Origin of the sequence: Modestobacter italicus (assembly GCF_019799965.1) — a bacterium.
In the GTDB taxonomy this organism is placed as follows: domain Bacteria; phylum Actinomycetota; class Actinomycetes; order Mycobacteriales; family Geodermatophilaceae; genus Modestobacter; species Modestobacter italicus_A.
On the sequence record NZ_JABGCJ010000002.1, the window covers coordinates 614,177 to 627,904 of the forward strand.

Annotated in this window: 12 protein-coding genes and 3 tRNA genes; 4 read left to right on the forward strand and 11 right to left on the reverse strand. The window is 71.9% G+C overall.

Annotated elements, in window-relative coordinates:
* Nucleotides 1-75 precede the first annotated feature (75 nt).
* The 5 genes from HLA93_RS06925 to HLA93_RS06945 form a co-directional block, all read right to left on the reverse strand.
* Nucleotides 76-927 (reverse strand): ABC transporter ATP-binding protein, encoded by an 852-nt coding sequence (locus tag HLA93_RS06925; protein WP_222193611.1) that lies wholly within the window; start codon nucleotides 925-927, stop codon nucleotides 76-78.
* Complete coding sequence (locus HLA93_RS06930; RefSeq protein ID WP_222193612.1) at nucleotides 924-1,943, reverse strand: ABC transporter ATP-binding protein; 1,020 nt, start codon at nucleotides 1,941-1,943, stop codon at nucleotides 924-926. The genes HLA93_RS06925 and HLA93_RS06930 overlap by 4 nt, the downstream gene beginning before the upstream one ends.
* Nucleotides 1,933-2,931 carry a branched-chain amino acid ABC transporter permease gene (locus HLA93_RS06935; RefSeq protein WP_222193613.1) on the reverse strand — a complete coding sequence of 333 codons (999 nt, stop codon included), beginning with the start codon at nucleotides 2,929-2,931 and terminating at the stop codon, nucleotides 1,933-1,935. Before HLA93_RS06935 ends, HLA93_RS06930 begins: the two co-directional genes overlap by 11 nt.
* 5 nt (nucleotides 2,932-2,936) lie before the next feature.
* Nucleotides 2,937-4,253, reverse strand: coding sequence for a branched-chain amino acid ABC transporter permease (locus HLA93_RS06940; protein WP_308127986.1), 1,317 nt, complete (start codon nucleotides 4,251-4,253; stop codon nucleotides 2,937-2,939).
* 233 nt (nucleotides 4,254-4,486) lie between these two features.
* The gene (locus HLA93_RS06945) at nucleotides 4,487-4,891 is read right to left on the reverse strand and encodes a PaaI family thioesterase (protein ID WP_308127987.1); all 405 of its coding nucleotides are present in this window, start codon (nucleotides 4,889-4,891) and stop codon (nucleotides 4,487-4,489) included.
* Nucleotides 4,892-4,961: 70 nt separating this feature from the next.
* Between HLA93_RS06945 and polA the strand changes: the two genes are divergently transcribed.
* Complete coding sequence (polA, locus tag HLA93_RS06950; RefSeq protein WP_222193615.1) at nucleotides 4,962-7,703, forward strand: DNA polymerase I; 2,742 nt, start codon at nucleotides 4,962-4,964, stop codon at nucleotides 7,701-7,703.
* A 72-nt stretch (nucleotides 7,704-7,775) separates the two neighbouring features.
* On the opposite strand, the gene HLA93_RS06955 is transcribed toward polA, so the two are convergent.
* Nucleotides 7,776-8,342, reverse strand: coding sequence for a 2'-5' RNA ligase family protein (locus HLA93_RS06955; RefSeq protein ID WP_222193616.1), 567 nt, complete (start codon nucleotides 8,340-8,342; stop codon nucleotides 7,776-7,778).
* A gap of 85 nt (nucleotides 8,343-8,427) precedes the next feature.
* Complete coding sequence (locus tag HLA93_RS06960; RefSeq protein WP_222193617.1) at nucleotides 8,428-9,273, reverse strand: class I SAM-dependent methyltransferase; 846 nt, start codon at nucleotides 9,271-9,273, stop codon at nucleotides 8,428-8,430.
* A gap of 237 nt (nucleotides 9,274-9,510) precedes the next feature.
* On the opposite strand from HLA93_RS06960, the gene rpsA reads away from it, so the two are divergent.
* Nucleotides 9,511-10,998: a 30S ribosomal protein S1 gene (gene rpsA / locus HLA93_RS06965; RefSeq protein ID WP_222193618.1), complete on the forward strand. Its 1,488-nt coding sequence runs from the start codon at nucleotides 9,511-9,513 to the stop codon at nucleotides 10,996-10,998.
* 561 nt (nucleotides 10,999-11,559) lie between these two features.
* On the opposite strand, the gene HLA93_RS06970 is transcribed toward rpsA, so the two are convergent.
* Nucleotides 11,560-11,814: a hypothetical protein gene (locus HLA93_RS06970; RefSeq protein ID WP_222193619.1), complete on the reverse strand. Its 255-nt coding sequence runs from the start codon at nucleotides 11,812-11,814 to the stop codon at nucleotides 11,560-11,562.
* Nucleotides 11,815-12,032: 218 nt separating this feature from the next.
* Here HLA93_RS06970 and coaE point away from each other — a divergent pair, with 218 nt between their 5' ends.
* Nucleotides 12,033-12,629, forward strand: coding sequence for a dephospho-CoA kinase (coaE, locus tag HLA93_RS06975; protein ID WP_222193620.1), 597 nt, complete (start codon nucleotides 12,033-12,035; stop codon nucleotides 12,627-12,629).
* 104 nt (nucleotides 12,630-12,733) lie between these two features.
* Nucleotides 12,734-13,225: a VOC family protein gene (locus HLA93_RS06980; RefSeq protein ID WP_222193621.1), complete on the forward strand. Its 492-nt coding sequence runs from the start codon at nucleotides 12,734-12,736 to the stop codon at nucleotides 13,223-13,225.
* A gap of 94 nt (nucleotides 13,226-13,319) precedes the next feature.
* Here HLA93_RS06980 and HLA93_RS06985 read toward each other — a convergent pair.
* From HLA93_RS06985 to HLA93_RS06995, 3 genes are all read right to left on the reverse strand, one after another.
* A tRNA-Val gene (locus HLA93_RS06985) sits at nucleotides 13,320-13,394 on the reverse strand.
* A gap of 53 nt (nucleotides 13,395-13,447) precedes the next feature.
* Nucleotides 13,448-13,518 (reverse strand) — tRNA-Cys (locus HLA93_RS06990).
* Between the two features lie 42 nt (nucleotides 13,519-13,560).
* Nucleotides 13,561-13,633, reverse strand: a tRNA-Gly gene (locus HLA93_RS06995).
* Between the last annotated feature and the right edge of the window lie 95 nt (nucleotides 13,634-13,728).

Here is a 13,728-nt window from a genome sequence, read left to right on the forward strand (position 1 = left end):
GAGCGGCGCCGTTCGGCCTCGGTGCAGGGGCCCGGGCCGGGCGTGCGAGGTCCGGGAGGTACCGGGGTCCTCCGGTTACTGGGCCTTCGCCAGCGTGCCCAGGTACAGCTCGATGACCTTCGGGTCGTTCATCAGCGCCTTGCCCGTGTCGGTGTAGGCGTTGCGGCCCTGGTCGAGCACGTAGCCGCGGTCGCAGATCTGCAGGCACCGGCGGGCGTTCTGCTCGACCATGATGATCGAGACGCCGGTGGCGTTGATCCGCCGGCAGCGGATGAACACCTCGTCCTGGTAGGCGGGGGAGAGTCCGGCCGACGGCTCGTCGAGCAGCAGCACCGACGGGTCCATCATCAGCGCCCGGCCCATGGCGACCATCTGGCGCTCACCGCCGGACAGCGCCCCGGCCTTGCCCTTGCGCCGCTCACCGAGCAGCGGGAACAGGTCGATGACGTAGTCGAAGCGCTCCTTGAACGTCTTCGGCCGCAGGTAGACGCCCATCTGCATGTTCTCCTCGATGGTGAGCGAGGGGAACACGTTGTTGTTCTGCGGCACGTACCCGACGCCCATCGACACGAGCCGGTGCGCGGGGGCGCCGGTGATGTCCTCGCCGCGCAGCGTGACCGAGCCCGAGCGCACCGGGATCAGCCCGAACAGCGTCTTGAGCAGGGTCGACTTGCCGGCGCCGTTGGGGCCGATGATGCCGACCAGCTCGCCGTCCTGCAGGTAGAAGTCGCACCCGCGCAGGATGTTGACGCCGGGCACGTAGCCGGCCAGCAGGTCGTCGGCGCGCACCAGCGCGCCCTCGGCCAGCTTCAGGTGCTCCTCGCGGGTGGCGGCCTTCTCAGCGGGGGAGAGCTCGGTCCCGGTCGCGGTCTGCGCGCGGGTGACCCCCTCGTCGGTCTCGTCCACCTGGAACAGCGGGTCGCTCATCGTCGTCCTCCGTCGGTGATCACGTCGGAGCCGGGCGAGGTGTCGCCGTGCTCCTCGCGGGCGATCTCCGCCTCGACCTCGGCCAGCACCCGGTCCTCCTCCTCGACGGTGAGGGGGGCGTCGTGGTGGGCACCGAGGTAGGCGTCGACGACCGCCTGGTTCTGCGAGATGGACTCCGGCGGGCCCTCGGCGATGACCTTGCCGGCCGCCATGACCACGACCCAGTCGCTGATGTCGCGGACGACGTCCATGTCGTGCTCGACGAAGATGACCGTCATGCCCTCCTCGCGGAGGTCCTTGACGTGCCCGAGAAGGCTCTGGGTCAGCGCGGGGTTCACCCCGGCCATCGGCTCGTCGAGCATGACGACCTTCGGGTCGCTCATCAGCGCGCGGGCCATCTCCAGCAGCTTGCGCTGACCACCGGAGAGGATGCCGGCGAAGTCGTCCTTCTTGGCATCGAGCTTGAAGCGACGGAGCAGCTCCATCGCCTTCTCGGTGTTCGCCTTCTCCTGGGCCCGCCAGCCGCCCGGCACCAGGGCGCGCAGGAAGCTCTCACCCCGCTGCTCCTGGGCGCCGAGCAGCATGTTCTGCAGCACGGTGAGCCGGGACAGCGCCTTGGTGAGCTGGAACGTGCGGACGACGCCGAGCCGGGCCACCTGGTGCGGCGCGAGCTTGCCCAGCTCCTTGCCGTCGAACGACCAGGTGCCGGTGTTGGGCTGGTCGAAGCCGGTCAGCAGGTTGAACAGCGTGGTCTTGCCGGCACCGTTGGGCCCGATCAGGCCGGTGATGCCGCCGCGTTGCACCTCGAGGTGGTCGACCGAGACGGCGGTCAGGCCACCGAAGGTGCGGGTGACGCCGTCGACGACGATCGCCGGGTCGGGCTTGGCCACGCCGACCTCCCAGGGGAGGTCCTTCAGTGCCGCCTGGGCCAGCCGCTGGGGCGCCGGCCGGCCGGCCGGCGTCAGCTCGTCCTCGCGGGCGGCGTGCGCGCCGTGCGATCCGCTCTCAGCGGGCATCGAGCATCACCTCTCGTCGGTCACCGAAGATGCCCTGGGGTCGGAACACCAACAACAGCATGAGCCCGAGTCCGACGAGGACGAAGCGGATCTGGGCCACGTCGGTCGAGGACAGCAGCGCCTCGGGGATGACGCCGTTGGAGATCAGCGCCCGCAGGCCGGTGTCGGCGAACTGCAGGATGAACAGCAGCAGCATCGACCCCAGCACCGGGCCGAGCACCCGGGCGGCCCCGCCCAGGATGAGCGCGGCGTAGGCCAGGAAGGTGTTGGCGTTCTGGTACTGGTCCGGCAGCGCCGACCCGGTGCCAAGGGCGTAGACCATCCCGCCGAAGGCGCCGAAGACACCGCCGAGCACCAGTGCCTGCATCTTGTAGGCGTAGACGTTCTTGCCCAGCGCGCGGACGGCGTCCTCGTCCTCCCGGATGGCCTTCACCACGCGGCCCCAGGGGCTGCGCATGAGCTGCCAGACCAGCAGGCTGGCCAGCGCCACGAGCGTCCAGCCGACCAGCACCACCCACAGCTCCGCACCGCTCCAGCTGGTGCCGAGGATGTCGTAGCGGCGCTGGGTGTCCCAGGGCGCCAGGTCGATGAAGTCGCCGTTGAAGGCCGCCAGGCCGCGGGTGCCACCGGTGACCGGGGTGGCTGAGACCGACCGGAACACCAGTCTGAGCCCCTCGGCCGTGGCGATCGTGACGATCGCCAGGTAGTCGGCCCGCAGCCGCAGGGTCGGCAGACCCAGCAGCAGCGCGAGGACGACGGCGGCGGCCAGGCCGATGAGCACGCCGACCCAGAACGGCAGACCCCACTGGCTCACCGAGATGGCGATGCCGAAGCCACCGAGCATGGCGAAGGCGATCTGCCCGAAGTTGAGCAGGCCGGTGTAGCCGAAGTGGACGTTGATGCCGATGGCCAGCAGGGCGAAGAAGATCGCCTGGAAGCCGAAGAACGCCTTGCCGGCGATCGCGAACGCGTTGAGGAGATCGGACATCGCGGTCAGCCGATCCGGGCCCGGCTGCCCAGGATGCCCTGGGGGCGGATCACGAGGATGACGATCAAGAGGAGCAGCCCTCCGACGTACTTCATGTCGTCCGGGATGACGAGCGTGGACATCTGCACGAACACACCGACGATCACGCTGCCGACCAGGGCGCCGTAGGCCGTGCCCAGGCCGCCGAGGGTGACGCCGGCGAACATCAGGAGGAGCAGCCGGAAGCCCATGTCCCACTGGACCTGGTCGGACAGGCCGAGCAGCACGCCGCCGAGGGTGGCCAGCGCCCCGCCCATCATCCAGACGACCAGGATCACCCGGTTGACGTCGATGCCGGAGGAGGCGGCGAGGTCGCGGTTGTCGGCGACCGCGCGCATCGCCTTCCCGATCTTGGTGCGCTGCAACATCAGCGCCACCAGCACCAGGACGACGACGGAGATGACGATCGAGGCCAGCGACCGGTTGGTGAGGGTGAAGGCGCCGTAGTCGACCGCGCGCTGGCTCTGGAAGTCGCCGTAGGGGTTGGAGAACCCGCCGTAGACGATCTGGATCAGGTAGCGCAGCAGCAGCGACAGGCCGATGGAGACCACCAGCGCGGCGATCAGGCCGGTGCCACGCCTGCGCAGCGGCCGCCAGATGCCCAGCTCGTTGAGCGCTCCGACCGCGGCCCCGGCGACCATGGCGATGATCGTCGCCGGGATCAGCGGCACCCCGCCCCGGACGTTGATGTACCAGGCGATGATCGCGCCGATGGTGACCAGCTCGCCGTGCGCGAAGTTGGTCAGCCCGGTGGTGCCGAAGATCAGCGACAGGCCCACGGCGCAGACGGCGATGAGCAGCCCGAAGCGCAGGCCGTCGACGAGCAGCTGGACGGCGCGGATCGTGCTGCCGCCGCCTCCGCTGCTGCCGTCCTGGAGGCCGAAGTTGACCGGCTGGCTGCGGCCGTTGTCGACGGTGACCGTGCGCGTGTCACCGCCGCCGCCCAGCTCGACGCCGTCGGGCAGCGCCTCGGCGTCCAGGCTGATCGTGTAGTCACCGGCTCCCGGGAGGTCGATGGCGAACCGGCCGTCCTCGTCGGTCTCGACCGAGTCGACCTCGTCGCCGGCGGCGGTCTCGACCGTCACCTCGACGCCCTCGATCGGGCCGCTCCGGCTGGTCTGCAGCGTGCCGACGAGGCGTTCGCCCTCGGCGCCGGCGATGCCCGGCGCGACCAGCGCCAGCAGCATGCCGAAGGTGGCCACCAGCAGGGCCAGCACCAGCGGACGGCGGCCGGAGCGCCACCGGTCGAGCCGGCGGCCGCCGGCGGTGGACGGAGCGGGCACCTCCCCGGTGTTGCTGCGTTCCCCGTGCCTGTGGGCGCGGTGGGGCGCGTGCGTCACTCGACCTCCCAGCCGTTGGATGTGAGCCGGGACAGTAGCCCACCCCTGTTACGCGGATCGACCTGCTGGGACACACCGTGACCCATCTGCGACACGCCGATCTGGTAAGGCCGCGGAGAACCGGCGCGCAGCGCGCCGGCGCCAGAGCGTGGGGACGCCGGGGGGAGCGCGTCGGCTCAGCGGGCCGGTCGGACCATGCAGGTCAGGCGGGCGGTCGCCGTCGCCCGGCCCGCCTCGTCGGTGACCTCGACCAGGTAGGTGGCGAGCGTGCGGCCGCGGCGGGCCGGGGTGCACACCGCGGTGACCACGCCGGCGGACGCGCCGCGCAGGTAGCTGGCGTTGAGCTCGATGCCGACCACGTTGCCGCCCTGCCCGGCGTGCAGCATGGCCGCCCACGACCCGATGCTCTCCACCAGCGCGCAGGTGGCGCCGCCGTGCAGCAGGCCGAAGGGCTGCTCGTTGCCGGCGACCGGCATGGTCGCGACCAGCCGTTCGGGGTCCCAGTCGGTGATCTGGATGCCGAGCTTCTCGTCCAGCGGGCCCTGCGTCGGCGGCAGCCACTCGGGCCGAGGTGTGGTCACCCGGGCACCGTAGACAACGGGCCCTCGCGGCGACCCGGACCGTCGTGCCCCGCACATAGGATCGGTGCCGATGTCCGCTCCTGCTGCTGCCCCCGCGTCCGCTCCCGCCGCGCCCGCCGACGGCGCCCGTCCGCGGCTGCTGCTGCTCGACGGCCACTCGCTGGCCTACCGGGCCTTCTTCGCGCTCCCGGTGGAGAACTTCTCCACCACGACGGGGCAGCCGACGAACGCCGTGTACGGCTTCACGTCGATGCTGATCAACGTGCTGCGCGACGAGCAGCCCAGCCACCTGGCGGTCGCGTTCGACGTCAGCCGCAAGACCTTCCGCAGCGAGATCTACGCCGAGTACAAGGCCAACCGCTCGGAGAGCCCCACCGACTTCCGCGGCCAGGTCAGCCTGGTGCAGGAGGTGCTCGGCGCCCTGCACGTGCCGGTGATCACCGCGGAGAACTACGAGGCCGACGACGTCATCGCCACCCTCACCGTGCAGGCGGTGGAGCAGGGCATGGACGTGCTGATCTGCACCGGCGACCGCGACGCGCTGCAGCTGGTCAACGAGCACGTCACCGTGCTCTACCCGCGCAAGGGCGTCTCCGACCTCACCCGGTTCACCCCGGAGGAGGTGGAGGCCAAGTACGGCCTGACCCCGACGCAGTACCCGGACTTCGCCGCGCTGCGGGGCGACCCCAGCGACAACCTCCCCAGCATCCCGAGCGTGGGGGAGAAGACCGCCGCCAAGTGGGTGCGCGAGTACGGCTCACTCGACGCACTCGTCGACCAGGTCGACACCGTCAGGGGCAAGGTGGGGGAGAAGCTGCGCGAGCACCTCTCCTCGGTGCTGCAGAACCGGCGGCTCACCGAGCTCGACCGCGCCGTGCCGCTGGAGGTCGGGCCGGCCGACCTCGCCGTCCAGCCGTGGGACCGCAACGAGGTGCACACCCTCTTCGACAACCTGCAGTTCCGGGTGCTGCGCGACCGGCTCTTCGCCACCCTCGCCACCCCGGAGCCGGAGGTCGACGGCGGCTTCGAGGTGACCGCAGACCGGCTCGCCGCGGGCGAACTCGCCGGCTGGCTCACCGCGCACGCGCGCACCGGGCACACCGGGGTCGTCTTCCGGGGCACGTGGGGCCGCGGTGTCGGCGAGCTGACCGGCCTCGCGCTGGCCGCCGCCGACGACCACGCCACCTTCGTCGACCTGGGCCCCGACCTCGACCCCGCCGACGAGCAGGCGCTGGCCGCCTGGCTGGCCGACCCGGCGACCCCCAAGGTCGTGCACGAGGTCAAGGGCCCGCTGCTGGCGATCTGGAACCGCGGCTGGGACCTGCAGGGCATGGTCAGCGACACCGCCCTCGCGGCCTACCTGGTCAACCCCGGACAGCGCTCGTTCGACCTCGGTGACCTGGCGGTGCGCTACCTGCGCCGGGAGCTCAAGGACGCCGCGGAGCCGGAGGGCCAGCTGACCCTCGACGGGCTCGGGCCCTCGGATGAGGACGTCGCCGCGGCCGCCGCGCACGCCGACGTCCTCAAGGCGGTGGCGGTCAACGACCTGTCCGACGCCCTGGAGCAGGTGCTGGGGCAGAAGGGCGGTGACCAGCTGCTCGGCGACATCGAGCTGCCGCTGACCCGGGTCCTCGCGGCCATGGAGCACCGGGGCATCGCCGCGGACCTGGACTTCCTGCACGAGCTGCAGCGCGAGTTCGCCGCCGCGGTGACCGAGGCGGCGGACGAGGCCTATGCGGTCATCGGCAAGGAGATCAACCTCGGTTCGCCCAAGCAGCTGCAGGCGGTCCTCTTCGACGAGCTCGGGCTGCCCAAGACGAAGAAGAACAAGACCGGCTACACCACCGACGCCGACGCGCTCACGTCGCTGCTGGCCTCCACCGGGCACCCGTTCCTGGAGCACCTGCTGCGGCACCGCGACGTCACCCGGCTGCGCACCGTCATCGACGGGCTGATCCCGATGGTCGACGAGGTCGGGCGGGTGCACACCACCTACCAGCAGACCATCGCGGCCACCGGCCGGCTCTCCTCGACCGACCCGAACCTGCAGAACATCCCGATCCGCAGCGCCGAGGGCCGGCGGATCCGCCAGGCGTTCGTCGTGGGCTCGGGCTACGAGTCGCTGATGACGGCCGACTACAGCCAGATCGAGATGCGGATCATGGCCCACCTCTCCGAGGACGCCGGCCTGATCGAGGCCTTCACCTCGGGGGAGGACCTGCACTCCTTCGTCGCCTCCCGGGCGTTCGGCATCCCGATCTCCGACGTCGACCCGGAGATGCGCCGCCGGATCAAGGCGATGAGCTACGGCCTGGCGTACGGGCTGAGCGCCTACGGCCTGGCGCAGCAGCTGCGGATCTCCGCCGAGGAGGCCCGCGAGCAGATGCACGCCTACTTCGAGCGGTTCGGCGGCATCCGCGACTACCTCGACGGGGTGGTCGACGACGCCCGGCAGACCGGCTACACCGAGACGACGCTGGGCCGGCGTCGCTACCTGCCCGACCTGACCAGCGACAACCGGCAGCGCCGGGAGATGGCCGAGCGCATGGCGCTCAACGCCCCCATCCAGGGGTCGGCCGCCGACGTGATCAAGGTGGCCATGCTGAACGTGGAGCGGGCGATCGAGGCCGAGGGGCTGCGGTCCCGGATGCTGCTGCAGGTGCACGACGAGCTCGTGCTCGAGGTGGCCGCCGGTGAGCACGACGCGCTGGAGGCGCTGGTGCGCCGGGAGATGGCCGGGGCCGCGCAGCTGTCGGTGCCGCTGGAGGTCTCGGTCGGCTTCGGCACCAGCTGGGACGCCGCCGCCCACTGAGGAAGGACCACCCTGCCCCCACCGCTCGCGAGCTCGCGGCGGGCCCCTGCATCCGGGCCACGGGCGGAGTGGTCAGCCGGCGGGGCGGGCCAGCGGGAAGGTGCGCACCAGCTGCCAGGAACCCGGTTCCCGGGTGCCGGCGTACAGGGCGGCGGTCTCGATCGGCGCCCGGACCGGCAGCTGACCCCGCAGCGCCTCCTCTGCCTCGCGGAGCCCGGCCAGGTCGCCCTGCCGGCGCTGGCCGATGCTCAGGTGCGGCACCGGCTCGCCGTGGGCGCCGCGGTAGGGCGGGTGGTCGGGGAAGGCCTCCTGCACCCGTGCGGTCAACCGGCGGAACGGCTCCTCGGGGTCGGGCACCAGGTAGAGCATCTCCTCGCCGAACCAGGCGGTCTCGGCGAAGGTGCAGTCGAAGGCCGGGACGGCGCACAGCACCTCGGCCAGACCGCTCAGCACGGCGTCGTCCACCTGGCGGGGCGAGACGAACGGGTAGATCACCGACAGGTGGGCTGGCACCCCCCACGACGCGGAGAGGTCGAACTGCTGGCGGTGGGCATCCACCACCGGGTCGACGTCCGGGACCAGCACCACGACGGCGCTCTCGGTCGCATCGGCCAGGACGGCCTGGGCTGTCTCGTCCACCGGGGACCTCCTCAGGTCGGTCGAGTGGCCGGCCCACGGCCGGCGCCGGCGGCCAGCCTGGCAGGTCGGCCCGGCCCTGCGCAGGTCAGGCTGGCAGTTCGCCGATCAGGATCAGGGTGCCGGGCACCAGCGCGCCGCGTTCGGGGGACCACTGCCCCCACGTCTGGCTGCGACCGGGCGTCCACTCCGGCTCCAGCAGGTCCCGCAGCACGAAGCCGGCACCGACCACGGCCCGCACCCAGTCCCCGACCGTGCGGTGGTGCTCGACGTAGACGGTGGCACCGTGCTCGTCGGTCTCCACGTAGGGCGTCCGGTCGAAGTAGGAGGAGACGACCCGAAGGTCCGCCGGGTCGGGGGAGTCCGGCAGCGCCCAGCGCACCGGGTGGTTCACCGAGGCGACGAAGCGGCCGCCGGGGCGCAGCACCCGGGCGACCTCGGCGAGCACCGCCGCCGCATCGGCGACGAACGGCAGGCCTCCGAACGCCGAGCAGGCCAGGTCCATGCTGCCGTCGGCCAGCGGCAGCGCGCCTGCGTCGGCCTGGACGAGCGGGACGGAGATGCCGGTGCGGCGGTTCAGCGTGGCCGCCCGGTCGAGCATCCCGCCGGACAGGTCCAGGGCGACGGGGGAGGCCCCGGCCCGGGCCAGCCAGCGGGAGCACGGGGCCGACCCGCAGCCCACCTCGAGCACCCGGCGGCCGGCCACGTCACCCAGCAGGTGCGCCTCGGCCTCGCGCAGGCCCTCGGGGCACCAGAGGAAGTCGGTGTCGCCCAGGTCGGACCCGTGCTCGGCGAGGTAGGCCGGCGCGGCGGCGTCCCACCAGCCGCGGTTGGCCCGGGCCGACTCGGCCGCACCGGCCCGACGGCGCGTCACACCGCTGGCCGCCGGGTACCCGTCCGCGGCCAGGGGCAGGCCTGCGGGGGAGCCGTCCATGACCCGCCGATGGTGACACGCCGACCGGTCCGGAGCGGCAGCGCACCTGTCCCCGACCCCTGGTGGACCGGTGCTCCCGACGTCCGTACCATGGGGAATCACGCCAGAGGTCTGTGGTGTCGGCTCCCCGGAACGGGGGCCACCGCCGCGGTACGTCTCCCGTGAACCTCCCCGTGGTCCGCCTGGGCCGCGGGTGATCCTGTCCCTACGCATCCCCCGTCCGGAGCACTCGACCACATGACCTCCACCCAGGTCCGTCCCGACAGCACCCCCCAGATCGCGGTGAACGACATCGGCACCGCCGAGGACTTCCTCGCCGCGATCGACCAGACCATCAAGTACTTCAACGACGGCGACATCGTCGAAGGCGTGATCGTCAAGGTCGACCGGGACGAGGTGCTGCTGGACATCGGCTACAAGACCGAGGGCGTCATCCCCTCGCGCGAGCTGTCCATCAAGCACGACGTCGACCCGACCGAGGTCGTCAACGTCGGCGACGAGGTGGAAGCCCTCGTCCTCCAGAAGGAGGACAAGGAAGGCCGGCTGATCCTGTCCAAGAAGCGCGCTCAGTACGAGCGCGCCTGGGGCACGATCGAGGCCAAGAAGGAAGCCGACGAGGTCGTCACCGGCACCGTCATCGAGGTCGTCAAGGGCGGTCTCATCCTCGACATCGGCCTGCGCGGGTTCCTCCCCGCCTCGCTGGTCGAGATGCGGCGCGTCCGCGACCTGCAGCCCTACGTGGGCCGCGAGCTCGAGGCGAAGATCATCGAGCTCGACAAGAACCGCAACAACGTCGTCCTCTCCCGCCGGCAGTGGCTGGAGCAGACCCAGTCCGAGGTCCGCAGCGAGTTCCTCAACAAGCTCGCCAAGGGCCAGGTCCGCACGGGCGTCGTCTCCTCGATCGTCAACTTCGGTGCCTTCGTGGACCTGGGTGGCGTCGATGGTCTGGTGCACGTCTCCGAGCTGTCCTGGAAGCACATCGACCACCCCTCCGAGGTCGTCGAGGTCGGCCAGGAGGTCACCGTCGAGGTCCTCGACGTCGACCTGGACCGTGAGCGGGTCTCCCTGTCGCTGAAGGCGACGCAGGAGGACCCGTGGCGTCAGTTCGCCCGCACCCACCAGATCGGGCAGGTCGTCCCCGGCAAGGTCACCAAGCTGGTCCCCTTCGGTGCGTTCGTGCGCGTCGACGAGGGCATCGAGGGCCTGGTGCACATCTCCGAGCTGGCCGAGCGCCACGTGGAGATCCCGGAGCAGGTCGTGCAGGTCGGCGACGAGATCCTGGTCAAGGTCATCGACATCGACCTGGACCGTCGTCGCATCTCGCTGTCGCTCAAGCAGGCCAACGAGGGCGTCGTCGGCGACGAGGACCAGTTCGACCCGGCTGCCTACGGCATGGCCGCGTCCTACGACGAGCAGGGCAACTACATCTACCCGGAGGGCTTCGACCCCGAGACGGGCGAGTGGCTCGAGGGCTACGACGAGGCCCGCGAGACCTGGGAGAAGCAGTACGCCGACGCCCAGGCCCGGTTCGAGGCGCACCGCAAGCAGATCGCGGAGGCCAAGGCCGCCGACGCCGAGGCCGCGGCCGGGGGCAGCTACTCCAGCGCCGCCGAGCCCGAGGGTGAGGTCGCCTCGACCGGCGGCAACGCCGGCGGCGGTGGCGGCACCCTCGCCTCGGACGAGGCGCTGGCCGCTCTGCGGGCGAAGCTCGCCGGCGGCGAGTGACCCTGCCGCTCGTCTGAGCAGCACCTGACAGTGCGCCGTCCACCGTTCGCGGTGGGCGGCGCACTGTCGTGTGTGGGCACCCGGTCGCGGACGTCGTCGACCGTCCGAGGGTGCCTCGGGGCGCGGCGTGCCTGCCGGGCCGCTGGTACGACGGCTGAGCGGTCGGGAGAGCGGTGCGGCGCGGTCAGCCGTGTGGGGGGCCCAGGCCTCTGGCCGGGTGGCGGCCGGCGGGAGGCTGCCCACCGCGACGATCCGCCCAGCGTGACGGCCCGCTGAAGGTGGTGACCCGCTCAGGGTGGCGATCCGCTCCTCGCGATCACCCCGCCCAACGCGACGACCCCGCCGACCGTGGTGGTCGACGGGGTCGTCGGGTCGTCGGGCTCAGCCATGAGCCGTCCGGCCGTTCCCCTGGTGCCAGCTCGTCCATGAGCCGGCGATGGTCTCGGTGTGGAGATGGTGCTGGGCGACGCTGGTGTCGTCAGCCGCTGCGCCGGTCGTGCACCCGGGTGGTCCGGTCCTGCGGCCGTGAGCGCGGGTGACCGGCCGCGGCCGGTCACCCGGTCAGAGGCTGAGGATGATGGCGAACGCGGTGCGGGGGCGACCGCCCGCGTTGGCCAGGAAGTCCCAGGTGTGCCGGCCGGAGGGCACGCTGGGCAGCAGTGCGCGCAGGAACGCGACACCCCGTCGGCTCTGCGGCAGCCGCTCGCGCACGCCCGGCAGGTCGGAGCAACGGACCCCGGAGGGGGTCTCGATCCGGTGCCGACCGCGGCGGGGGGTGCCGGCGGACGGCGTGCCATCGAGCGTCGAACGGGACATGACGATCCTGCCTCTCTCCTGTGGCGGGGGAAGTCCACCGGGACGAAAGGTAAGTCCTGTGACTGGTGTGACTGGTGCGACGCGCCGGTCGCCCGGTCGCCGTGACCTGTCCGAGACCTGGGCGCTGCGGAGCCCCGTCTCAGGGCCTCGGCAGGGCCGGCGAGCGGAGGGTGCCGCGCGGGTGCGCTCTCCGGCTGAGCAGGGCCTAGGGTCGGCGCGTGCTGAAGATCGGACTGACCGGTGGCATCGGGTCGGGCAAGAGCACCGTGGCGGCGCTGCTCGCCGAGCGCGGCGCCCTGGTCGTGGACGCCGACCGCATCGCCCGTGAGGTGGTCGAGCCGGGCACTCCCGGACTGGCGGCCGTCGTCGAGGCGTTCGGACCCGACGTGCTGACCGCTGACGGCAGCCTCGACCGCGCCGCACTGGCGGCCGTGGTCTTCGGTGACCCGGCTGCCCGCGCCCGGCTGGACGGCATCGTGCACCCCCTCGTGCGCGCACGTGCGGCACAGCTGGTCGCCGCGGCCCCGGACGACTCCGTCGTCGTGCAGGACGTCCCGCTGCTGGTGGAGACCGGTCAGGCGGGGGCCCACGACCTGGTGCTGGTGGTGGAGGCCGACCCCGAGACCCGGGTGCGCCGGCTGGTGGGCCGCGGCCTGTCCGCGGAGGACGCCCGGGCGCGGATGGCCAGCCAGGCCACCGACGAGCAGCGGCGGGCGGTCGCCGACGTGGTGCTGGACAACGACGGCGACCAGGAGGCGCTCGCCGCCCAGGTCGACCGGTTCTGGGTGGACCAGGTGGAGCCCGCGCGGAGCTGAGGGCCGCAGGTGCCCCGGGCGGTCGGCGATGAGTTCGGGCCGGTGGTCCGGTCTTCGTGGTGCGGCCCCGGTGCGGGGTCGTCCCGGCGCGGAGAGGACTCGGCATGGCGCAGCAGAAGATCGTCCCGAACCTGTGGTTCGACACCCAGGCGGAGGAGGCGGCGCACTACTACATCGACGTGTTCGGGGACGGGCGCGTCCTGGACGTCGCCCGGTACCCCGAGGGTGCGCCCGGCCCGGCCGGATCGGTGATGACCGTGGAGTTCGAGGTCGCCGGCCAGCGGTTCATGGGCATCAACGGGGGTCCGCAGTTCCCGTTCACCGAGGCGGTGTCCTTCCAGATCGACTGCGCCGACCAGGCGGAGGTCGACCGCTACTGGGACCGGCTGATCGCCGACGGTGGCCAGGAGAGCCAGTGCGGCTGGCTGAAGGACCGCTACGGTCTGTCCTGGCAGGTGGTCCCGGCGGGCATGGCCGAGCTCTTCGCCGACCCGGACCCGGGTCGGGCCCAGCGCGCCGTGCAGGCGATGCTCGGCATGACCAAGCTGGACGTCGCCGCGCTGCGTGCCGCCGCGGACGGGGTGCCGGTCGGCTGACGTGGGGATGGTCACAGTCGGACGATTGCGTCGAGTTGCCGCCCGCTGAGACGGCAAGAGGCCCCAGGTCCGGGGACCTGGGGCCTCTTGCAGCTGGTGGGCGATACTGGGATCGAACCAGTGACCTCTTCCGTGTCAGGGAAGCGCGCTACCGCTGCGCCAATCGCCCGTGCCGGTCTCACGACCGGCTCGCCCCCACACCCGTGCTCCGTGGAGGAGACGAGGTGGAGACGGGATTTGAACCCGTGTAGACGGCTTTGCAGGCCGTTGCCTCGCCTCTCGGCCACTCCACCGCACGCCGGGCGCCGGTCTCGCGACCAGCGCCCGGGGTTCCGAGCGGACGACGGGATTCGAACCCGCGACCCTCACCTTGGCAAGGTGATGCTCTACCAACTGAGCCACGTCCGCGTTGCGGATCAAGTCCGCGTTACGTGGAGAACTCTAACCGACCCGTTCCAGGCCTCCAAACCCGGGGGGTCCAGCGGGTGTCGAGGAGCCTGTTC

Coding starts and splice junctions, on each gene's coding strand:
- HLA93_RS06935 (WP_222193613.1), bottom strand. CDS start 2,931: ATGTCCGATCTCCTCAACGCGTTCGCGATCGCCGGCAAGGCGTTCTTC.
- HLA93_RS06970 (WP_222193619.1), bottom strand. CDS start 11,814: ATGTCCCGTTCGACGCTCGATGGCACGCCGTCCGCCGGCACCCCCCGC.
- HLA93_RS06930 (WP_222193612.1), bottom strand. CDS start 1,943: ATGCCCGCTGAGAGCGGATCGCACGGCGCGCACGCCGCCCGCGAGGAC.
- rpsA (WP_222193618.1), top strand. CDS start 9,511: ATGACCTCCACCCAGGTCCGTCCCGACAGCACCCCCCAGATCGCGGTG.
- polA (WP_222193615.1), top strand. CDS start 4,962: ATGTCCGCTCCTGCTGCTGCCCCCGCGTCCGCTCCCGCCGCGCCCGCC.
- HLA93_RS06980 (WP_222193621.1), top strand. CDS start 12,734: ATGGCGCAGCAGAAGATCGTCCCGAACCTGTGGTTCGACACCCAGGCG.
- HLA93_RS06925 (WP_222193611.1), bottom strand. CDS start 927: ATGAGCGACCCGCTGTTCCAGGTGGACGAGACCGACGAGGGGGTCACC.
- HLA93_RS06960 (WP_222193617.1), bottom strand. CDS start 9,273: ATGGACGGCTCCCCCGCAGGCCTGCCCCTGGCCGCGGACGGGTACCCG.